The 22,025-nt window shown below is 52.6% G+C and carries 22 protein-coding genes and 1 tRNA gene; all 23 read left to right on the top strand.

Features of this window, described 5'->3' with window-relative positions; translation table 11 throughout:
• Positions 1–86 precede the first annotated feature (86 nt).
• The 23 genes from rpoE to HY272_08230 all read left to right on the top strand — a co-directional run bounded on the left by rpoE (position 87) and on the right by HY272_08230 (position 21,882).
• A complete protein-coding gene (gene rpoE / locus HY272_08340) occupies positions 87–659 on the top strand; it encodes an RNA polymerase sigma factor RpoE (GenBank protein MBI3772690.1) in 573 nt (190 codons plus the stop codon).
• 21 nt (positions 660–680) lie between these two features.
• A complete protein-coding gene (locus HY272_08335; GenBank protein ID MBI3772689.1) occupies positions 681–1,277 on the top strand; it encodes a zf-HC2 domain-containing protein in 597 nt (198 codons plus the stop codon).
• 49 nt (positions 1,278–1,326) lie between these two features.
• Positions 1,327–2,259, top strand: a complete 933-nt coding sequence (locus HY272_08330) for a MucB/RseB C-terminal domain-containing protein (GenBank protein ID MBI3772688.1) — start codon at positions 1,327–1,329, stop codon at positions 2,257–2,259.
• 13 nt (positions 2,260–2,272) lie between these two features.
• Positions 2,273–2,773: a SoxR reducing system RseC family protein gene (locus tag HY272_08325; GenBank protein MBI3772687.1), complete on the top strand. Its 501-nt coding sequence runs from the start codon at positions 2,273–2,275 to the stop codon at positions 2,771–2,773.
• 20 nt (positions 2,774–2,793) lie between these two features.
• Complete coding sequence (locus HY272_08320; protein ID MBI3772686.1) at positions 2,794–4,224, top strand: DegQ family serine endoprotease; 1,431 nt, start codon at positions 2,794–2,796, stop codon at positions 4,222–4,224.
• Positions 4,225–4,381: 157 nt separating this feature from the next.
• Positions 4,382–6,175 carry an elongation factor 4 gene (gene lepA / locus HY272_08315; GenBank protein MBI3772685.1) on the top strand — a complete coding sequence of 598 codons (1,794 nt, stop codon included), beginning with the start codon at positions 4,382–4,384 and terminating at the stop codon, positions 6,173–6,175.
• Positions 6,176–6,994 carry a signal peptidase I gene (gene lepB, locus HY272_08310; protein ID MBI3772684.1) on the top strand — a complete coding sequence of 273 codons (819 nt, stop codon included), beginning with the start codon at positions 6,176–6,178 and terminating at the stop codon, positions 6,992–6,994. It abuts the gene before it with no gap.
• Positions 6,995–7,018: 24 nt separating this feature from the next.
• Entirely contained in the window at positions 7,019–7,393 is a 375-nt protein-coding gene (locus tag HY272_08305) for a DUF4845 domain-containing protein (protein ID MBI3772683.1), read from the top strand.
• Positions 7,394–7,420: 27 nt separating this feature from the next.
• Positions 7,421–8,107, top strand: a complete 687-nt coding sequence (rnc, locus tag HY272_08300) for a ribonuclease III (protein ID MBI3772682.1) — start codon at positions 7,421–7,423, stop codon at positions 8,105–8,107.
• Positions 8,108–8,111: 4 nt separating this feature from the next.
• The gene (gene era, locus HY272_08295) at positions 8,112–9,014 is read left to right on the top strand and encodes a GTPase Era (protein MBI3772681.1); all 903 of its coding nucleotides are present in this window, start codon (positions 8,112–8,114) and stop codon (positions 9,012–9,014) included.
• 30 nt (positions 9,015–9,044) lie between these two features.
• Positions 9,045–9,761 carry a DNA repair protein RecO gene (recO, locus tag HY272_08290; GenBank protein MBI3772680.1) on the top strand — a complete coding sequence of 239 codons (717 nt, stop codon included), beginning with the start codon at positions 9,045–9,047 and terminating at the stop codon, positions 9,759–9,761.
• A 66-nt stretch (positions 9,762–9,827) separates the two neighbouring features.
• Positions 9,828–10,559 (top strand): pyridoxine 5'-phosphate synthase, encoded by a 732-nt coding sequence (gene pdxJ, locus HY272_08285; protein ID MBI3772679.1) that lies wholly within the window; start codon positions 9,828–9,830, stop codon positions 10,557–10,559.
• Positions 10,556–10,951 carry a holo-ACP synthase gene (locus tag HY272_08280; protein MBI3772678.1) on the top strand — a complete coding sequence of 132 codons (396 nt, stop codon included), beginning with the start codon at positions 10,556–10,558 and terminating at the stop codon, positions 10,949–10,951. Before pdxJ ends, HY272_08280 begins: the two co-directional genes overlap by 4 nt.
• Before the next feature lie 90 nt (positions 10,952–11,041).
• Positions 11,042–11,118, top strand: a tRNA-Met gene (locus HY272_08275).
• 211 nt (positions 11,119–11,329) lie between these two features.
• Positions 11,330–11,521: an ANTAR domain-containing protein gene (locus HY272_08270; GenBank protein ID MBI3772677.1), complete on the top strand. Its 192-nt coding sequence runs from the start codon at positions 11,330–11,332 to the stop codon at positions 11,519–11,521.
• A 309-nt stretch (positions 11,522–11,830) separates the two neighbouring features.
• A complete protein-coding gene (gene rimP / locus HY272_08265) occupies positions 11,831–12,292 on the top strand; it encodes a ribosome maturation factor RimP (GenBank protein MBI3772676.1) in 462 nt (153 codons plus the stop codon).
• A 51-nt stretch (positions 12,293–12,343) separates the two neighbouring features.
• Complete coding sequence (gene nusA / locus HY272_08260; protein ID MBI3772675.1) at positions 12,344–13,828, top strand: transcription termination/antitermination protein NusA; 1,485 nt, start codon at positions 12,344–12,346, stop codon at positions 13,826–13,828.
• A gap of 39 nt (positions 13,829–13,867) precedes the next feature.
• Positions 13,868–16,387: a translation initiation factor IF-2 gene (infB, locus tag HY272_08255; protein MBI3772674.1), complete on the top strand. Its 2,520-nt coding sequence runs from the start codon at positions 13,868–13,870 to the stop codon at positions 16,385–16,387.
• Positions 16,388–16,419: 32 nt separating this feature from the next.
• The gene (gene rbfA / locus HY272_08250) at positions 16,420–16,782 is read left to right on the top strand and encodes a 30S ribosome-binding factor RbfA (GenBank protein ID MBI3772673.1); all 363 of its coding nucleotides are present in this window, start codon (positions 16,420–16,422) and stop codon (positions 16,780–16,782) included.
• A 29-nt stretch (positions 16,783–16,811) separates the two neighbouring features.
• Entirely contained in the window at positions 16,812–17,723 is a 912-nt protein-coding gene (truB, locus tag HY272_08245) for a tRNA pseudouridine(55) synthase TruB (protein MBI3772672.1), read from the top strand.
• Between the two features lie 122 nt (positions 17,724–17,845).
• Positions 17,846–18,115: a 30S ribosomal protein S15 gene (rpsO, locus tag HY272_08240; protein ID MBI3772671.1), complete on the top strand. Its 270-nt coding sequence runs from the start codon at positions 17,846–17,848 to the stop codon at positions 18,113–18,115.
• Positions 18,116–18,258: 143 nt separating this feature from the next.
• Positions 18,259–20,355, top strand: a complete 2,097-nt coding sequence (gene pnp / locus HY272_08235; GenBank protein ID MBI3772670.1) for a polyribonucleotide nucleotidyltransferase — start codon at positions 18,259–18,261, stop codon at positions 20,353–20,355.
• Between the two features lie 324 nt (positions 20,356–20,679).
• The gene (locus HY272_08230; protein ID MBI3772669.1) at positions 20,680–21,882 is read left to right on the top strand and encodes a beta-lactamase family protein; all 1,203 of its coding nucleotides are present in this window, start codon (positions 20,680–20,682) and stop codon (positions 21,880–21,882) included.
• Positions 21,883–22,025: the final 143 nt, after the last annotated feature.

Below are 22,025 nucleotides of genomic sequence, written 5' to 3'. Positions count from 1 at the left end.
ATGATTTTAATTATTGAACTGGCGGCCGTGTTTTTGGTCTACTCGATTGCAGCAATGAATCACAACAATAATACCGGGATACTCTAATGGGGGAACATGTAACCGACCAGGCGCTAGTAGAACGCGTCCAGGGCGGTGATAAGGCGGCGTATGACCTCCTGGTGTTGAAGTATCAGAATAAGCTGATCCACTTGATCGGGCGCTATATTCATGATAATGATGAGGTTTTTGATGTTGCCCAGGATGCCTTCATTAAGGCTTACCGATCCTTGCCGAACTTCCGGGGTGAGAGTGCTTTTTATACGTGGCTGTATCGGATTGCGATCAATACTGCCAAGAATTATCTCGTTGCTCGGGGACGGCGGCCACCTGGCAGTGATATTGATGTTGAGGATGCGGAACAATTAGAGGGGGTGAGTGATCTAAAGGATTACGATACGCCTGAGCGGATGTTGTTGAAGGATGAGATCGAACGGGTGGTGGCGAGCAGCATTGACGAGTTGCCCGATGATCTGAAGACGGCGATTACACTTCGGGAGCTCGAAGGATTGAGTTACGAAGAAATTGCCGAAGCAATGGGTTGCCCGGTAGGTACGGTGAGATCACGTATCTTTCGGGCGCGAGAGGCAATACAGAAACGGCTGCAACCACTGCTTTAAGAACTCAAAGAAGGTGAAGTTATGGCGGATGAAGATGTGAAAGAGAGTATTTCGGCGTTGGTGGATGGAGAATTATCCGCGCCGGAAATGCAAAGCGTGATTCGGCATTTACGTACCAACGATGAAGATCGTTGTTGTTGGCATAATTATCATCTTATTGGGGATGCCCTCCGTAATAATCTACCACCGGCAATGGATAACCGCCTTGCAGAGCGTGTTAGCGCTGCCATCGCCTCGGAACCTGTACTTCAAGTTACCATCACCTCCGCCAAAGCCGTTCGTAAAAAAGCAAACCACACCCGTTCCGTAGCAGGGTTCGCTGTGGCAGCTTCGGTAGCAGTAGTGGGATTTTTGGGGTTCTCAATGATCGCGGTTGAAGATCAGCCGGTGACGGCACGAGTAGCTTCCATCGCATCTTCACCGGTAATACCAATCGTCGAACAAAACCATTATCAGCAGGTTCACGGCTTGCAGTGGACAGAGCAGCAACCCGCAGTTCAATCCAGACTCAATGCTTATCTTCAAAATCATCAACAGCTTTCTGGCGCGATGGTGATTAATGGCAGGATGGTGCCTCGGGCGCAATTTGCGGTCGAGATGCAGGCATATAACCAGTAGAGGGCTTTGATATTTTTACCCTACAGTCTACGGCCGGTGGTATTGAATTATGTTGATCTCGTCCCCATTCCGCAAAACGTTAAATGGCAGTCATTGTTGTGTTTTGATGCTGTTGTTATCGATGATGAAGGTTGCTGTTGCCGAAGAATCGATCGACGCGCGGCAGTGGTTGGTGAAAATGTCCACCGCATTACAGCAGCTTAATTACGAAGGCACCTTCGTTTATCGGGCGGATGATGAATTGGCTGCCATGCGGGTAGTCCATCAGATAGGTCCGCAAGGTGATCGTGAACTGTTGCAAACATTGACCGGCGAAAAGCGGGAATCGGTGAACGAAAACCAGCAATTTAATTACTTTGCCAATAAAATGGATGCGGAGAGTGACAGTATCGCCAAACATTTGGCCGAGGTCGAAAAATACTACCTGCTTAAAATGGGTGAAAAAGATCGCGTGGCCGGGCGCATCGCGCGGATCGTGATTGTAAATCCAAAGGACGAATATCGCTACGGATACCGTTTATGGCTGGATGAAAGTACGGGCCTGCTTTTGCGCTCGGATTTGATAGCGGTAGATGGTCGCGTGATTGAGCAAGTAATGTTTACGTCGATGGCGATCGGAAAAGCATCCCCCAGAAAGACGCCTCTCAAGCCAGCTGCTGGCGTTAAAGGAGTGGGCAGTGCGGATGCTAAGCCGGTGATCAATCAGTGGCGAGTGACGAAGTTGCCGGCCGGGTTTTCGCAGATCGAGAGTCCAGCATTAAAGCAGGAAGGTAATGGCGTGCATCGCATTTTTACCGATGGTTTGGCCTCGGTATCGCTGTTTGTTGAAAAAGCGAAGTCCAAGGATGATGCCTTTGTTGGCGTGTCGCGCATGGGTGCTGTCAGCGCCTTTGGCAATTTAATGGATGGCCATCAGCTTACTGTAGTGGGCGAAGTACCGGAGGCTACAGTAAAAATGATAGGCGCCTCGGTAACACATTAAGGTAATCACGATAATGATCGAAGAACGTGGACAAGTGGTTTCTGCCGAGGGCGAGTTCGCCTGGATCGAGACCTATCGTAAAACAGCATGTCAAAGCTGTAGCGTGAACAAAGGTTGCGGCACCGGTGCATTGAGCGACTATCTTGGCAAGCGCATGGATAAGGTCAAGGTATTGAATCCCGTTGGCGCCAAGATTGGCGACAAGGTGGTGGTCGGGCTTCAGGAAAGCGCGTTGTTGCGCGGGTCCTTGGCAATATACTTTGTGCCGCTGGTATTGATGATAATTGGCGCGCTTGTGGGGGGGGCCGTGGCGGTTAATCTGGGTTATGTTGCCAATGACGGTGTGACTGCGGTTGCCGGATTGCTTGGTCTGGCGTTGGGTTTTGTTTGGGTGAGATTTTTTTCATCCAGAATCGCGGCGGATAGTCGCTATCAGTTGCTCATTCTGCGTCTTGATCATGAGGCAGGTCAGTGCAATATCATCGAAGGAATCACAGCTAAGGAGGCCATGTGATCATTACTCGTAATACAAAAATGCAAGGAATTATGTTGGGTACTGTGGCCCTGCTGGCATGGTTAGTGGCTGGTGTGGCTACGGCTGCTCAGCTTCCGGATTTTACTGCTATTGTCGACAAGAATGGTCCGGCAGTGGTGAATATCAGTACGACACAGAAGAAATCCAAGAGTAATGGCGTGCCTCATGGCAAGCAAATGCCTCGATTCCCTGAAGGCACGCCGTTTGATGAATTTTTCCGCAAGTTCTATGACGAGGATGGAAATGGTAATGGCGAGCCTCGCGATTTTGAGGCCCGATCGCTGGGGTCCGGATTCATTATCTCAGCCGATGGTTATATCTTGACCAACAATCACGTCGTGAAAGATGCCGATGAGATCATTGTGCGCTTGCGGGATCGTCGTGAGGTAGAGGCCAAGGTGATCGGCAGCGATGAACGCAGCGACGTTGCATTATTGAAAATAAAGGCCGAAAACCTGCCCACGGTAAAGATTGGTGACTCCACTAAGTTGCGAGTCGGGGAATGGGTGTTGGCGATTGGTTCCCCCTTTGATTTCGATTATTCGGTGACGGCCGGGATTGTGAGTGCCGTGGGCCGTAGCCTTCCGAATGAGAATTACGTGCCCTTCATTCAAACCGATGTCGCCATCAATCCAGGCAATTCCGGTGGTCCGTTGTTCAATATGGATGGCGAGGTTGTCGGGATAAACGCTCAGATTTACAGTCGCACCGGTGGCTTTATGGGCTTGTCGTTCACGATTCCTATCGACCTGGCGATGGATGTGACGGAACAATTGAAAAAGAGTGGTCATGTCAGCCGTGGCTGGTTGGGTGTCCTGATTCAGGATGTGACCCGTGAACTGGCGGAATCGTTTGGCATGGAGAAGCCAGGAGGCGCATTGGTGTCCCAAATTTTGCCGAAGAGTCCTGCGGAAAAGGCGGGGTTCAAGGTGGGTGATGTCATTACCGAATTTAACGGCAGAGAGGTCACGGGATCCTCAGTGTTGCCGCCGATGGTGGGGACGACGCCCATCGACAAAAAAGTGCCGGTCAAGATCATTCGTGATGGCAAGACCAAAACACTACAAGTGATGATTGGTGAGTTGCCGCCGGAAGAGCAAATTGAAGTGGCAGCGGCACCCAGTAAGAATGGGGGTACGCCGAATAGCCGTCTCAAGATAGATGTGGCGGAACTAACGCCAGCTCAACGCAAAGAGCTAGGCATTGAAAAGAACGGTGTATTAGTGAAGTCGGTCAAGGAAGGTCCAGCGCAGTCGGCCGGAGTTCGTGAGGGCGATGTGCTGATGATGATCAATAACACGGAAGTCAAAAGCCTTGCCCAATTCAAGGAACTGGTGGATGAGTTGCCAGCGGGCAAGCCGGTTCCCGTGTTGATCCAGCGCCAGGGAGGTCCGGTATTTGTTGCCCTGAAATTGAACGGCAAGGAGTGAGGCGTAAGCGGTATTCAGGAGAGGGGCTGGGTAAACCAGCCCCTGTCGTTTTATGAGGCGGGTGTGGGGATTTCGGCCCAGACGGAAATCAGTTAAAATCCTCGCCAAATCTGCGGTCTAGGCCGCCTCCGAGTGGATTCCCCAATTAGTGACTTGAATGAATCATATCCGAAATTTCTCCATTATTGCCCACATTGACCACGGTAAATCGACACTGGCAGACCGGCTGATTCAGCTCTGTGGCGGGCTTCAAGCCCGTGAAATGTCAGAGCAGGTCCTGGATTCAATGGACATCGAGCGCGAACGTGGGATTACCATCAAGGCCCAGAGTGTGACCTTGAGATACAAGGCCGCTGACGGAGAAATCTATCAACTCAACCTCATCGATACCCCCGGCCATGTGGACTTCTCATATGAAGTGTCGCGTTCATTGGCGGCCTGTGAGGGGGCCTTGCTGGTGGTGGATGCCTCACAGGGCGTTGAGGCCCAAAGCGTTGCCAACTGTAATACCGCTATAGATCAAGGCTTGGAAGTCATGCCGGTCCTCAACAAGATCGATTTGCCTGCGGCCGATCCTGATCGTGTCTCCAAGGAAATTGAAGATATTATCGGCATCGATGCCACGGATGCGGTGCAGGTGAGCGCCAAAACAGGCAAGAATATCGATCTGCTGCTGGAAGAAATCGTAAGACGGATTCCGCCACCAAAAGGTGATCCGGATGCGCCCTTGCAAGCGCTGATTATCGACTCCTGGTTCGATAACTATCTCGGTGTGGTTTCGCTGGTACGGGTGTTTAATGGAACCCTGGCCGTCAAGCGCAAAATGAAGGTCATGTCGACGGGTGGCATTCATGAGATCGATAGCGTCGGAGTTTTTACGCCCAAGCGCAAGGAGACCGGTGTGCTCAAGGCGGGCGAGGTTGGTTTTGTTATCGCCGGTATTAAAGAAATTAATGGCGCGCCGGTAGGCGATACCTTGACGGATGCAGCCAAACCAGCAGACAAACCTTTGCCCGGATTCAAGCCGATCCAGCCGCGCGTCTTCGCCGGATTATTCCCGATCAGCTCGGACGATTATGAAGATTTTCGCGATGCACTGGCTAAATTACGCTTGAATGATGCAGCGTTGTTCTATGAACCGGAATCATCGACCGCCTTGGGATTTGGTTTCCGCTGTGGGTTTCTCGGCATGCTGCACATGGAGATTGTGCAAGAGCGCCTGGAACGTGAATACAATCTGGAGTTGATCACTACCGCACCGACCGTAATTTATGAGGTCGTCACCACCAGCGGTGAAACCATGAAGGTTGATAACCCGTCGAAATTGCCCGATGCCGGGAAGATTGCTGAAATTCGCGAGCCGATTATTGTCGCCAATATCCTGGTGCCGCAAGAGTACGTGGGTAACGTGATTGGATTGTGTGTTGAAAAACGTGGTGTTCAGAAACGTTTGCATTACGCCGGGAACCAGGTTTCCATGCAATATGAATTACCTATGGCCGAAGTCGTACTCGATTTCTTTGATCGTCTGAAATCGGTCAGCCGCGGTTATGCCTCGCTGGATTATCAGTTTGAGCGCTTCCAGACAGCTAATGTCGTTAAGCTGGATGTCATGATCAACGGCGAGCGTGTTGATGCCTTGTCTCTGATTGTGCATCGTGATCAGGCCTTTTATCGCGGCCGGGAGCTGGTCGAAAAGATGCAGGAATTGATACCGCGCCAAATGTTTGAAGTCGCCATTCAGGCGGCCATCGGCTCTCACATCATTGCCCGCTCCACGGTCAAGGCATTGCGTAAAAACGTGACCGCAAAATGTTATGGCGGTGATGCCAGCCGTAAACGCAAATTGTTGGAAAAACAAAAAGAAGGCAAGAAGCGCATGAAGCAGGTGGGCTCGGTCGAGATTCCACAAGAAGCATTTCTATCTATTCTCCACGTAGGAAAAAAATAAATGGATTTCGATTTTGAGGCAATGCTGGTATTCGCGACCCTGGTGACGGGCATGGTCTGGGCGATCGATCTGATTTTATGGAAGCCGAAACGTCAGCGTGCTGCTGATCAATTGAAGCAGCAGGGCATTGAAGGTGAGCCGGTTGCCGCCGTCTCAAAAGAGCCGATACTGGTGGAGTACGCCCGCTCTTTTTTCCCGGTTATCCTGATTGTGTTGTTGTTAAGATCGTTTCTGATCGAACCCTTTCGCATTCCATCAGGGTCAATGATGCCGACGCTGTTATCAGGCGACTTCATCCTGGTGAACAAATATACTTACGGCGTGCGATTACCGGTATTGCATACAAAGCTGATCGAATTTGGTAGTCCAAAGCGTGGTGACATCGTCGTCTTCCGTTATCCTAAGGAGCCGTCGGTCGATTACATCAAGCGTGTTGTTGGGTTGCCTGGGGATCGTGTCGTGTACTTGGGCCGACAACTCTATATCAATGGTGAATTGGTGCCGACTCAATCGCAGGGGATCTATGTTGCGACTGGAGAAGGGTATATGCCCGGGGCTGACTTGCGTACAGAAAAACTGGGAGAAGTCGATCATAAGTTATTAGTGGTTGAAAGCAGACCTTCCCTGGGTGGTGAATTTGTCGTGCCCGAGGGGCATTATTTTGTGATGGGTGATAATCGGGATAACAGTAATGATAGCCGGGTCTGGGGCTTTGTCCCGGATGAGAATCTCGTCGGCCGGGCGTTTATGATCTGGATGAGCTGGGACTCGATTTTGAAACGGGTATCCTGGGAACGCATTGGTGAATTTGTCGAGTAATAACCTTTGATGAGGAGACGATCGATGATCATGGCACCACGCAAGCAGCAAGGAATGACGGCGATAAGTTTTATAATCCTGTTGATGATATTTGGTTTCATCGGCATGATCGCGATCAAGCTATTTCCCGTGTATTTGGAGCACTTCAAGGTTTCTTCGGCCCTCAAAAGCATGGCAAGCGATCAACGCTCAAAAGATGCCAGTGATGATGAAATTAAAGAAACCATCATGAAAAAACTCCAGATCGATGATGTCAAAAGCCTGACCAAAGACGACATACAGATTAGCGATTCACGTGATGGGCGGACGGTCACCATTGAATATGAATCCAGGGTCAATATGGTGGGCAATGTTGACGCCGTGGTTAAATTTGAAGGCGAAAGAGTTGAGATTCATTAGCTTGATCTCGGCTTTTACAAACCGCTAATGGAAAAGCTTCTTCGCCGCATTGGTTATAACTTTCAGGATGCAAGTCTACTCCGTCTGGCGCTGACCCATCGTAGCGTCAGCAATACCAACAATGAGCGTCTCGAATTTTTGGGGGATGCCATATTGGGTTTTCTCATCGCCGAGGAACTGTATCGTCGTTTTCCGACGGCCGCCGAAGGTGAGATGAGCCGCTTGCGGGCCAGTTTGGTGAAGGGGCAAACCTTGGCCGTGATTGCCAGCGAGTTGGAGCTTGGCGAGTTCATGCTGTTAGGCTCTGGCGAGTTGAAGAGTGGCGGTTATCGCCGCGATTCGATTTTGGCCTGTACCCTGGAGGCGCTGATCGGCGCGGTTTATCTTGATGGCGGTGAAGCCGCATGCCGCCCATTGGTCCAGTCCTTGTTTGCGTCACGTCTTGATCAGGTTTCTCCAGACATGGTGGAGAAAGATCCCAAAACTCAGTTACAGGAATATCTTCAGGCTCGGAAATTGCCTTTACCAGTATATGATTTGAGCAAGGTTGAAGGTGAAGCGCATTCACAGACGTTTTATGTCGAATGTCGAGTGACCGGATTGCCCGAGCCAACGATGGGTGAAGGACGTAGCCGCAGGTTTGCAGAGCAAGCAGCGGCGAGTGTGGCCTTGCAGAAATTATCCGGCACTAAAAAGTCATCGAGGAATGAATAAAAAAATGGTAGATAATAGCGATCATTTCCGTTGCGGTTACGCATCCATCGTCGGGCGTCCCAATGTGGGTAAATCCACATTGCTGAATCGAATCCTGGGGCAGAAAATCAGCATTACCTCGCATCGTCCACAAACGACACGTCATCGGATTATTGGGATTCACACCACGGAGCAGTACCAGGCCATTTATGTCGATACGCCTGGCCTGCATCAGGCGCAGGGAAAGGCAATGAATCGTTATCTTAATCGTGCCGCCAGCAGCGCGATGAATGATGTTGATGTCATCATTTTCGTGGTGGATGGGCTCAAATGGACCGATGAAGATGAATGGATCGCGCAACGTCTTAGCGAGCAAAAAACGCCAGTGATTCTGGTGATCAATAAGATTGATGAGCTTGAGAAAGAGGCGTTATTGCCGCACATCCAAAAGCTGGCGACCAAGATGCAATTTCACTCGGTGATTCCTTTGTCGGCGCGCGTCGGTAGCAATGTCGAGGCGCTGGATCGTGAAGTCAGTCAACTGTTGCCACTCAACTCACCGGTCTTCCCTGAAGATCAAGTGACAGACCGCAGCATGCGTTTTCTGGCCGCCGAAATCATCCGTGAAAAACTCATGCGGCGCCTGGGGCAGGAGTTGCCTTACGCGTTGACGGTAGAGATCGAATCTTACAAGGAACAAGACGCTATGGTGCACATCCACGCCGTTATTTGGGTGGAACGCGATGGGCAAAAAGCCATAGTGATCGGCAAAAAGGGCCAGGTATTGAAACAAATCGGTCAACAGGCGCGCGAAGATCTGGAGAAACAATTAGAACAAAAGGTATTTCTCCAGCTATGGGTCAAAGTCAAGGAAGGTTGGTCTTCTGACGAGCGCGCACTGCGTAGTTTGGGCTATTCCGACGAGTAGTTCGTGTCAACCTCAGGGACTCGGCTCACTCTGCATCGCGGTTACATCTTACACCGCCGCCCTTATCGCGATACTAGCCATATTCTAGATGTTTTCACCGAAGAGCATGGACGACTTGGCCTGGTCGCTCGCGGCGGGCGTGGACGTCGTGAATGGCAAGGATTATTGCAACCGTTTGTCCCGCTATTGCTGTCTTGGTCCGGGCGTGGTGAATTGGCGACTTTAACTGCCATTGAGTCCGCAGGCGCGGCGCATTCACTGGCGGGTACACCGTTGTTGTGCGGGTTCTATCTCAACGAGCTACTGTTACGCCTATTGCAGCGTTTCGATCCGCATGCGCAATTGTTTAATGTCTACGCCACTACCTTGAGTGTTCTTGCCCGCGTGAATGAAAATCCGGGTGAGATTGAATGGGGGTTGCGCATCTTCGAACGCGATCTGTTACAGGAGTTGGGTTATGGTCTGGTGCTGGATCATGATGTAGAGACGGGCGATCCGATCCAGGAGACGGAAACCTACCGTTATGTCCTTGGTCATGGGCCGGTGTGGTGTGAGTCCGATCTCGTAGAACATGCCGCCGATGCTATGCTCCATGGCCATAGCTTACTGGCCTTGCACCAAGGACAGTGTCATGACCCGGGCAGCTTGCGTGAGGTCAAACGCTTGATGCGAGCCGCCATTGATCAACAACTGGCTGGGCGTCCGCTTCATAGTCGTCGCCTATTGCGTGACCTCCACGCTTATTGACGCGCCGTGGCGTGTTGGGCCTGGGTCGCGTAAAATAAAGTCTGGGAAAACTTCAGGTATTCAGCAGTGACTATTCTATTGGGCGTCAATATTGATCACGTAGCCACGATTCGTCAGGCACGTGGAACCCGTTACCCCGATCCGATTCAGGCGGCGATCGAGGTTGAGCAGGCCGGGGCCGATTCGGTGACCTTGCACCTGCGCGAAGACCGGCGCCATATCCAGGACCGTGATGTCGAAATGTTGCGCGATATTCTCCTGACGCGCATGAATCTGGAAATGGCGGTGACTGATGAAATGCTGGTAATCGCCGAACGGATCAAACCCGAAGATTGCTGTCTTGTGCCAGAGCGTCGCGCCGAACTGACGACGGAGGGTGGTCTTGATGTCGCTGGTCACCGTGAAAGACTGCGCGATGCCTGTGCGCGCCTCAAGGCGGCTGGGATTCGCGTTTCATTGTTTGTCGATGCCGATCCGGCCCAAATAGAAGCCTCGGCCGATGTGGGTGCCTCGGTCATTGAAATTCATACCGGTCATTACGCAGAGTTAACAGATCATCGTGCCAGAGACGCCGAATTGAAGCGCATTAACGCCGCCGTCAATCTTGGGACGACGTTGGGAATGCAGGTCAACGCCGGCCATGGTTTGAACTATCAAAATATCGCCCCCATTGCGGCGATTCCGGAGTTACGGGAATTGAATATCGGTCATGCCATTGTCGCCCGCGCGTTATTTACCGGATTACAGGAATCTGTCAGAGAAATGAAGCGCCTGATGTTGGAGGCGCGGCGTCGTTGATCTACGGCATAGGTACCGACATCGTTTCGATACAGCGCATCAGCGATGGTTTGGTGCGCCATGGTGAGCGCTTCGCGCAGCGGATACTAGGAGAAGCAGAACTCTCTGGATTTGCTGTGGCAATCAGCCCTGCAAATTATTTGGCCAAGCGTTTCGCCGCCAAGGAAGCCACCGCCAAGGCCTTGGGGACGGGATTTCGGGATGGTCTGAGTCTGTCCCAGATCACGGTAGCGCATGACCCATTAGGCCGGCCAACGCTGGAATTTAGCGGTAAGGCGCTAACATTGATCCGCGACTTGGGTATCGAATCAACGCATCTAAGTTTGGCGGATGAAAAAGAATATGCAATTGCCTTTGTAACGCTCACCTGCGTACGAAAGACTGATATTTAAGAGTATTTTGCGCATATTTTATTTATTACATTGCGCAATAATATTTACCTTGCATAAGTGTACTTGGCTTTGTATTATAGCGACCGTTGATGCGGGGTGGAGCAGTCTGGCAGCTCGTCGGGCTCATAACCCGAAGGTCGTAGGTTCAAATCCTACCCCCGCTACCACTTTTACTTAACACAGTGAGTGGTATGCGAGCCTGGGCGGTAAAATTTTACTCTCGTACGCGTCATCCCCCGTTATCAATTCTTTAAACATCAGTCTTCTTTTGGTTCAATCCCCAACATATCAAGATCATCGGCCAAGGCAAGCTTGTGTTTTGTCTTAAGTTACAATTGTTTATTCAATTGTAGGGGCTTTTTGTCAATATCGCTGGACATGAAAAGCAATAACGGCTGGGGTAAACGGGAAGTGGTGATAGCCTTGGCAACTGGGCTAATCATGGGGATTTATAAGGTGAAACGGCTAGCGGCCTATACCCGATTGCAAATAGAGGCCCAAAATCAACAAGTTCCTCTGGAACAATGGGCTGAGCGGGTGGTTGAAAAGCAGGAACGAAATCGCGCCTGACGGCTTTCCCCGGAAATTTTTACCAATCCTTAGCATTTACCAACGCTATCTGAAACAAGAAGTTATCCTCATATAGACTAAAGAGCGTGAAGTCTCTATAATAGCGCCCATCTGTAGGGTATGTGGGTCGGGCTGAAGAGTGTTTTTGCCCGCGCTACCAGCAAAGGTTTGGTTCCGAAGGCCCCTATCGAGGGGCTTTCGTGCTTAAGAAGGGTGGCGGCAAACTTGTTGCCGGGTACCCCCAGGGTAACGAAACGAATTAACAATAAGAAGTGGGCCGCAGGCTCACTTTTTGTTTAAGGTGATTGAATGGTTCGTCAGGCGGCGCCGAAATTGCGGCAATTGATACAACCTGTTGTTGAAGGTTTGGGTTATGAGTTTGTCGGGGCAGAGTTTTTGCCTCAAGGCAGGCATTCGTTATTGCGAATCTACATTGACAAAACGGAGACCGGGATATCGGTTGACGATTGTGAGCGCGTCAGTCGCCAGATCAGCGGTGTCTTCGATGTCGAGGATCCGATTGCTGGGCAATATGCGCTGGAGATTTCGTCACCTGGGCTGGATAGGCCGTTGTTTAAAGTTGAAGACTTTGCCCTCTTTATTGGCGAAGAAGTAAGTGTGAAGCTGTCGGTAGCGCAGCAGGGACGAAAGAACTTTAAAGGTATTGTACGTGGTCTGGAAAATGACGTGATCGCACTGGAAGTAGACGGTAAGGTGCACCATATTGTTTTTGACGATATTGATCAGGCCCGCTTGGTACCAAAGTTTTAAAGGTTGAATGTAATTTAGTTGATAATCGGCAGCGGCTATAGAGGCTGAACTATGAACAAAGAGATCTTATTGGTTGTAGATGTGGTGTCCAACGAAAAGGGCGTCGAAAAGAACGTAATTTTCGAGGCGATTGAAGCAGCGTTGGCAATGGCAACGAAAAAACGGCATGGCGGTGAAATCGACGTCAGGGTCGCTATTGATCGTTCTACTGGCGAATACTCTGCATTTCGTTGCTGGGAAGTGGTGCCGACCGAAGATGACGTCGAGTACGAAGATCGCCAGATCTCGCTGGATGAGGCAAAGGCCAAGAATCCGAATATCGCCATAGGCGAATTCATTGAAGAGCCTCTGGAAGCGGTAGAGTTTGGCCGTATCTCGGCTCAGACCGCCAAGCAAGTCATCGTGCAGAAGGTGCGTGAGGCAGAGCGGGCTAAGGTTGTGGATGCCTATCAACACCGCATCGGGGAACTGGTGATGGGTGTCGTTAAACGCAATGATCGCGGTAATGTGATCCTGGATCTTGGGGGTAATGTTGAAGCATTGATTCGTCGCGAAGACATGATTCCACGTGAATCGCTGCGTGCAGGTGATCGTGTCCGTGGCTACTTGAAAGAGGTGCGTGCCGAAACGCGCGGCCCACAATTATTCATCAGCCGTACCGCGCCTGAATTGTTGATCGAATTGTTCAAGCTGGAAGTGCCTGAAGCAGGTGAAGGCCTGATTGAAATTATTGCCGCGGCACGTGATCCGGGTGTAAGAGCAAAGATTGCGGTCAAGTCCAATGATTCGCGTATCGATCCCATCGGCGCCTGTGTCGGTATGCGTGGTTCACGCGTACAGGCAGTTTCGAATGAATTGGCGGGAGAGCGTGTGGATATCATTCTGTGGAATGATAATCCTGCACAATTCGTGATCAACGCCATGTCTCCTGCGGAAGTGGTATCGATTGTTGTTGATGAAGACAGTCAATCTATGGATGTCGCAGTCAACGAAGAAAGCTTGTCGCAGGCCATTGGCCGTGGTGGTCAAAATGTGCGATTGGCAAGCGAATTGACTGGCTGGGAACTCAATGTGATGACGGTTACCGATGCCGAATCCAAGAGCGAAAAAGAATCTGCAGAGGTTCTGAAGCAGTTCATGGAGCATCTTGATGTTGATGAGGAAGTGGCGTCGATCCTGGTACAGGAAGGCTTCACCTCGCTCGAAGAAGTGGCTTATGTGCCATTGCAGGAAATGTCTCAGATCGAAGAATTCGATGAAGAGATTATCGAGGAATTGCGTAATCGTGCCCGTGATGTGTTGTTGACGCGTGCGATTGCTAAGCAGGACAAACATCAGCCAGCCAAAGACCTTCTGGAAATGGAAGGAATGGATCATGATTTGGCGCACAAACTTGCAGCGCATGGCGTTGTAACACGTGAAGATTTGGCCGAGCAGGCAGTTGACGATTTGGCGGATATCGAAGGCTTGGATCAGGCGCGCGCTAGTCAGCTGATCATGACGGCGCGTGCGCCGTGGTTTGCTGCAGCTGAGTAATTCCAGGGAAAAACATGCGCCGGAAGCGGGAGTGAGTCAATGTCTGAAGTAACGGTACAACAATTGGCGGAGACAGTGGGGATTCCTGTGGATCGCCTGCTGCTACAGCTTGATGAAGCTGGTTTGGCTGTGTCTGGTCCAAACGCAAAAATCAGTGACGAAGATAAAGCGCACTTGCTAAAGCATCTACGCCACGAAGACGTGGAAACGGATGCCTCAGCACCCAAAAAGATTACGCTGAAACGTAAAACTGTCAGTGAATTGAAACAGGCGGGCGGTGGTACCAAGGCGAAAACGATCAGTGTCGAGGTTCGTAAGCGTCGCACTTACGTTAAACGTAGTGTTGCAGTCGCCGAAGAAAAGGCTGTTTTGGATTCCAAAATAGCCGAAGGTGATCGCCGTCGCTCCGAAGAAGAGACCCGTTTGTCGCAAGAGGAAATGGCACGCCGTCAGGCGCTTGAAGAGAAGAAGCGCGCTGAAGAAGAAGCCGCTGCTGCACGTCGAGCTATTGAAGAGGCCGCTCAAACTAAGGGCACTGAAACCGTAGCCGCTCAACCAGTAGCCGTTGATGCCGCAGTGAAAGAAGCCGCCAAGGATAAGAAAGGTAAGAAACGTGGCCGTGGTGGTCGTGAAGAAGGTGGTGAAGTTTACGCTTCACGCCACAATAAAATGGATCGCCAGGAATTGCACGTTTCCGCAGACAAGGTGGGGCGTCGCAAGAAAAAAGCTCCCGCCAGAGCAATGGCTGGCAGAGTTGTTGCAGCTGCAACGCAGCACGGCTTCCAGAAGCCTACGCAACCTGTGACCCATGAAGTCGCGTTACCTGAAACATTGACTGTGGCTGAGCTGGCGCAAAAAATGTCAGTTAAAGCTGCGGAAGTCATCAAAGTCATGATGAAAATGGGCACTATGGTGACCATTAATCAGGTCATCGATCAGGAAACGGCGGCGATTGTGGTTGAGGAAATGGGGCATAAGCCAAAGATGTTACGTGAAGATGCCCTTGAAACCGAAGCTCTGACTTCAAGTGCATCAACCGGCGAATTTTTGCCGCGTGCGCCTGTCGTCACTATCATGGGCCATGTTGACCATGGCAAGACATCATTGCTTGATTATATTCGCCGGGCGAAAGTTGCAGCGGGCGAAGCGGGTGGTATTACACAGCATATCGGTGCTTATCACGTCGAAACGCCGCGTGGAATGGTGACCTTCCTTGATACCCCAGGTCATGCTGCATTTACTGCGATGCGTGCCCGTGGTGCGAAAGTCACGGACATCGTCATCTTGGTTGTGGCGGCTGATGATGGTGTGATGCCGCAAACGATTGAGGCGGTGCAGCACGCGAAAGCGGCCGGCGTGCCGTTGATTGTTGCCGTCAATAAGGTTGATAAGCCGGAAGCGCAGCCGGATCGTGTCAAGCAGGAATTGGTAGGTCATCATGTTGTGCCGGAAGAATGGGGTGGTGACACGATGTTTGTGAGCGTCTCCGCCAAGACCGGCGAAGGCGTTGAACGCCTGCTGGAATCGATTTTACTACAGGCGGAAGTGATGGAATTGAAAGCCCGCCGTGAAGGCGAGGCGAGTGGTGTTGTGATTGAATCAAGTCTGGATAAAGGCCGCGGTGCAGTAGCGACGGTGCTGGTTCAGAGCGGTGTGCTGCGTAAAGGTGACATCTTGCTGGTTGGCAAAGAGTATGGTCGTGTACGCGCTCTGTTTGATGAGAATGGTCATCCTGTCGATGAGGCGGGTCCTTCGATTCCGGTACAGGTGCTCGGCTTGTCCGGTACGCCAGATGCAGGCGACAACGCGGCTGTGATTGCAGAAGAGCGCAAGGCTCGTGAAATCGCGCTGTTCCGTCAAGGTAAGTTCCGCGATGTGAAACTGGCTAAACAGCAGGCGTCGAAGCTTGAGAATGTCTTCTCACAGATGGAAGAAGGCAAGATCAATACTCTTAATATCCTGGTTAAAGCCGATGTGCAAGGTAGTGCTGAAGCATTGCGTGATTCGTTGTCCAAGCTCTCAACGGATGAAGTTCGTGTCAAGATCATTGCCAGTGGTGTCGGTGGTATCACCGAATCTGACGTCAACCTGGCCATGGCCTCGAACGCGATCATCATCGGGTTCAATGTCCGCGCTGACAATGCTGCAAAACGCCTGAGTCAGGAAAATGGCGTTGATTTGAATTACTACAGCATCATTTATGAAGTCATCGATCAGGTTAAACAGGCGATGTCGGGTATGTTGTCGCCCGAGATTCGTGAGGAAATCATTGGTCTTGCCGAGGTGCGCGATGTCTTCCGCTCGCCGAAGTTTGGCGCGATTGCAGGTTGTTTGGTGGTTGAAGGCACGGTCAAACGTAGTAATCCGATTCGCGTCTTGCGTGATAACGTTGTTATTTATCAAGGCGAGTTGGAATCCTTACGCCGCTTCAAAGACGACGTCTCTGAAGTCAAGGCAGGTACCGAGTGCGGTATCGGCGTGAAGGACTACAATGACGTCAAGCCCGGTGACCAGATTGAAGTGTTTGAACGTGTGGTTGTCAAAAAGACCATTCAATAAGCGTTCTTGTGTTTGATTGAGTATTGGTAATTATGCAAAGGCAATTTAGTCGTGCCAAGCGCGTTGCGGCGCAAATTCAACGTGAACTGGCGCAATTGATCCAGTTCGAAGTGAAAGATCCGCGCGTAGGGTTGGTCACGGTGTCTGGTGTTGAGGTGGCGAAGGATTTTGGTCATGCCAAGGTCTATGTGACGGTGCTCGACACCAAGCACACGCCCGAAGAAGTCTTGGCGGCCCTGAATCATGGCGCGGGTTACCTGCGCCATGAACTGGGTGCGCGGATGAAGCTGCGGGTCACGCCGCAATTGCATTTTGTCTATGACGCATCGGTTGAACGTGGTGCCAATCTCAGCGCCCTGATTGATGCCGCAGTCGCTTCAGATCGTAATAAATAATCGCTCTAAGTAGTTCCAGTGAGGTCAGCGTGAGTCGGCGTCGTCAGCATGGCAGGGATATCAACGGCGTATTGTTATTGGATAAGCCCGCAGGTATTACCTCCAATCTGGCCTTGCAGAAGGTCAAGCGTCTGTTCAATGCCAGCAAGGCGGGCCATACCGGTAGCCTTGACCCCATCGCGACCGGCCTGTTGCCGATCTGTTTAGGTGAAGCGACCAAGATGTCGGCTTTTGTGCTGGATGCAGACAAGGGATATCGCGTCACCGTCAAACTGGGTGTGCGTACCAATACCGGCGATACCGAGGGCGCAGCCATTGAAACCCGCCCAGTACCGGCGTTGTCCGCGCCCCTAATCGAATCCGCATTGGCCCGTTTCCGTGGCCCGATTGAACAAGTACCGCCGATGTTCTCGGCCCTCAAGCGTGATGGCCAGCCGCTATACAAGCTTGCCCATCGAGGCATTGAAGTAGAACGTGAAGCGCGCCCGGTCGTTATTCATCGCCTGGATCTGGTCGACCTGCGTACCGACGAACTGGACCTCGAAGTCCTGTGCTCGAAAGGCACCTACATCCGAACCCTGGCCGAGGATATCGGCGAGGTGTTGGGCTGTGGCGGTCATGTCAGCACGTTGCGGCGCACCATTGCGGGCCCGTTTACCCTGGATCAGGCTTATACCCTCGACCAATTGACGCATATCCGAAATGAGTCTTTCACTGCCCTGGATGACTGCCTGTTACCCACTGAAAGTGCGCTCATCGGCTGGCCGGAGGTCTCCCTGTCGGATGACCTGATGTACCACTTGCTGCGGGGGCAGGCAGTATTGGTGCCACGCTTGCCGCTGGAAGGGCTCGTCAAACTCTATGGCGGCGGCCGGTTTTTGGGAGTGGGGTATATCCTTGACGATGGCCGGGTGGCCCCAAAGCGCCTGATTGTGGCCTAACCGCTTGTGGCTCTGGCCTTTTTTCAAAAAAAGCGGGTATTTGATCTTGTCTCTGGCCGCGCCTGGGCGTAAAATACGCCGCTTCTAGCGGATTGAACGTACACATTAACTCTGGAGTAAACATGGCTTTTACCACCGAAATCAAGCAGAAAGTTGTGGCCGACTTTCAGCGTGCAACGACCGACACCGGTTCCCCAGAAGTGCAAGTTGCACTGTTGAGCGCGCGTATTGATCAATTATCTGATCATTTCAAGGCCCATATCCAAGACCATCATTCGCGTCAGGGTCTGCTGAGAATGGTCAGCAAGCGCCGTAAGCTGCTCGACTATCTGAAGAAAAAAGATTCCAACCGTTATCGCGATCTGATTTCGCGTCTCGGTCTACGCCGCTAATTCCGAGGGCTTCTCAATTGGACAATGGGCTGTCAGAAGAAAACTTCCGGCGGCCCTTTGTCTTTATGTGTTTTGATTTTCCCGTCAATGGTGTGCACGATGTGCACTAAAATCTGAACCAAAGAATTCATTAAGGAATACGAATGTCAGCAATCAAAAAAGTCTTTAAATACGGCGATCACACGATCACTCTGGAAGCCGGTGAAATTGCCCGCCAAGCCTCAGGCGCAGTCATGGTCAGCATGGGCGATACCACCTTGCTCGTCACCTGTGTTGCGCTGAAGCAGGCTGTCGAAGGCCGTGATTTCTTCCCGCTCACCGTCAACTACCAAGAGCGTACTTATGCCGCGGGCAAGATCCCCGGTGGTTTCTTCAAGCGTGAAGGCCGCCCCAGTGAGAAAGAAACACTGACCTCGCGTTTGATTGACCGTCCGCTGCGTCCGCTGTTCCCTGAAGGTTTCTACAACGAAGTGCAAATCGTCGCCACCGTTGTCTCGCTTGATCCTGAAATCGACGCTGACATCCCAGCGATGATCGGCGCCTCTACCGCCGTTGCACTGTCTGGTGTACCGTGTGGTGGCCCGCTGGGCGTCGCCCGCGTCGGTTACATCAACGGTCAATATGTGTTGAACCCGACTGCCTCCGCGCTGGCCAAGTCTGATCTGGATCTGGTCGTCGCCGGCACTGAAAACGCCGTGCTGATGGTTGAATCTGAAGCCAAAGAACTTTCCGAAGAAGTGATGCTCGGTTCCGTGGTGTATGGCCATGACCAAATGCAAGTGGTGATCAAGGCAATCAAGGACTTCGCGCAAGAAGTGGGCGTCAAGGCTTGGGATTGGAATGCCCCTGCTGAAGACACCGAACTTAAGGCCGCAGTGAAGCAAGCCGCCGAAGCAAAAGTGATCGAAGCCTATCAAATCCGCATCAAGCAGGATCGCTATGCGCGCCTGAAAGAAATCCGCAATGCCGTGACCGAACAGCTGGCCAGTGGCGATGCGCCGAAGTGGACTGCACGTACCGTTTCTGATGCAGTGAGCGCGCTCGAAAGCAGCATCGTTCGCAATCAAATTCTGGATGGTAAGCCACGTATTGACGGCCGCGATACCAAGACCGTGCGTCCGATTACTGTGAAGGTGGGTGTATTGCCACGTACTCACGGTTCTGCACTGTTCACGCGCGGTGAAACGCAAGCGCTGGTCGTCGCTACACTCGGTACCGGTAAAGATGCGCAATTGATTGACGCCATCGCCGGTGAGCGCAAAGACCCGTTCATGTTCCACTACAACTTCCCTCCGTACAGCGTCGGTGAAACCGGCATGGTCGGCAGCCCCAAGCGCCGCGAAATCGGTCACGGTCGTCTGGCCAAGCGTGGCGTACAAGCCATGATGCCCGACATGGCCAGTTATCCGTATGTCGTGCGTTGCGTGTCTGAAATCACCGAATCCAACGGCTCCAGCTCCATGGCTTCCGTGTGCGGCAGCTCGCTGGCGATGATGGATGCCGGTATCCCGCTCAAGGCGCCAGTGGCGGGTATCGCCATGGGCTTGATCAAGGAAGGCAACCGTTTTGCAGTACTGAGCGACATCCTCGGCGACGAAGATCACCTCGGCGACATGGATTTCAAAGTCGCCGGTTCCGCCAATGGTGTCACCGCACTGCAAATGGACATCAAGATCGACGGCATCACCCGCGAAATCATGGAAGCCGCCCTGGCCCAAGCCAAGATCGGTCGTATCCATATCCTGGGTGAAATGGCCAAGGGTCTCGACAAGCCGCGTTCTGAATTGTCCACCTACGCGCCGCGCATCATCACCATGAAGATCAACCCGGATCGTATCCGTGACGTCATCGGCAAGGGCGGTGTCACCATCCGTGCCATCACCGAAGAAACCGGCGCCACCATCGACATCACCGACGACGGCACCATCAAGATCGCTTCTGTTGATCAATCTGCCGGTGAAGAAGCCAAGCGCCGCATCAACGACCTGGTCGCCGATGTTGAAGTCGGCAAGATCTACGAAGGCAAAGTCTCCAAACTGATGGACTTCGGCGCCTTCGTCACCATCCTGCCCGGTAAAGACGGCCTGGTACACATCTCTCAAATCGCCGATGAGCGCGTTGAGAATGTTGCCGACAAATTGTCCGAAGGTGAAGTGGTCAAGGTCAAAGTACTGGAAGTCGACAAACAAGGCCGCATCCGCCTCAGCATCAAGGCGGTGAACGAAAAGGCTACGGCCTGATTGTTTGAAGTAAGTGTTGTATGAGAAAGGGGCCGAAAGGCCCCTTTTTTACGCCCCTTTCCCGCGTGCGGGAGAGGGGATGGGGAGAGAGGGTGTTACAATTAGGTATTAGCATCAATCGCGAACGATGCGGTTCATTGCGTTCACCACATCCTACGTGCTCCCGACTTCGCGGAGTCTGTTTCAATGACTGAATAGGGTTGGAGACGATCTAGTCACGGAAGAAGTGGGATTTCAGTCGGCGCATCGAAGAACCTCGGTGACCTAGTAGCCGTGTCACTCTTCAATCCGACGTGTAAGCTTAACCGGAAGGAGGGTCCGCCCATGGAAGCATCACAACGCATCCGTATTGAGGGACATGTGAGCGCGGGTTTTGAGGCCGTGCGAGATGCGTTCGCCGAAAATTTCTCCCGGCGCCACGAGCTGGGCGGCGCCTGTTGCGTGTACCACCACGGCGAGAAGGTCGTTGACCTGTGGGGCGGTGTGCGCAACAAGGCGACCGGCGAGCCGTGGCAAGAGGACACTATGGTGGTGGTCCACTCGGCCACCAAGGGCCTGGCGGCGATGACGCTGGCGGTCGCCCATTCCCGGGGCTGGCTCGACTACGAGCAGCGGGTCTGCACCTACTGGCCGGAGTTTGCCCAGAACGGAAAAGAGACCATTACCGTGCGCCAACTCCTGGCCCACCAGGCGGGCCTGTTTGCCTTCAACGAGCCCGTGGATCGGAGCGTGGTCGCCGACCTCGATCGGCTGGCGGCCGTCATGGCCCGCGAGAAACCGGCGTGGGAGCCCGGCACGCGGCAGGCCTATCACGCACTGACCCTCGGCTTCTACGAAAGCGAGCTGCTGCGCCGGGTCGATCCGCAACACCGCAGTCTGGGGCGGTTCTTTCAGGACGAAATCGCCTCGCCGCTGGGACTCGACTTCTACATCGGTCTGCCCGAGGCTATCCCGAACTCCCGGCTCGCGACCCTTGCCGCGCCAGGCATGTTGCGGATGCTGCTCGGGTTTCCGATCCGGCTGACGCTCGCCGCGTTCAATCGCCGCTCGAACATCTATCGGGCGCTGGTCGTGAACCCCGGTACCGAGATGTACCTGGACAAGGAACGCATCTACGCCCGCAACCTCGAAGTGCCGTCGGGCAATGGCGTCGGCACTGCGCGCGCCATCGCCCGCGCTTACAGCGTGTTCGCGACAGACGGACAAGAATTGCAGCTGCGCCCGGAGACATTGCAGGCGTTGTCGGCACCGGCGATTCCCGCCACGCACGGCGGCTTCTACGACGAGTGCATGATGGGCGACTTGCGGTATTCGCTGGGCTTCATGAAGCCCGGCCTCACATTGTCTTTTGGAAACGAGGGCTCGTTCGGACATCCCGGATCAGGCGGTTCTCTCGGCTTCGCCGATCCGAAGGCCGGCATCGGCTACGCGTACGTCACCAGCCAAATGGGGACAACGCTCACCGGCGACCCGCGCGACCTCGCGCTGCGAAACGCGGTGTATTCAATCATTCCGCCGGCACCATAGTACCGTAGATACTCTGTTCGAGGTCAAGCATTTTTTCTGTAATTTTTGCACTTTCCGGCTCATGCTGGAATCGCGTAAAAGCGGGTGTTATCGAAGGGCTTGTTGTCCTTCAACATGCCGTGAATGGCATGCAGCAGTTTACG

It is taken from the genome of Gammaproteobacteria bacterium (assembly GCA_016200485.1).
Lineage (GTDB): Bacteria > Pseudomonadota > Gammaproteobacteria > Tenderiales > Tenderiaceae > JACQEP01.
This window is presented reverse-complemented; position numbering and strand designations above follow the sequence as displayed.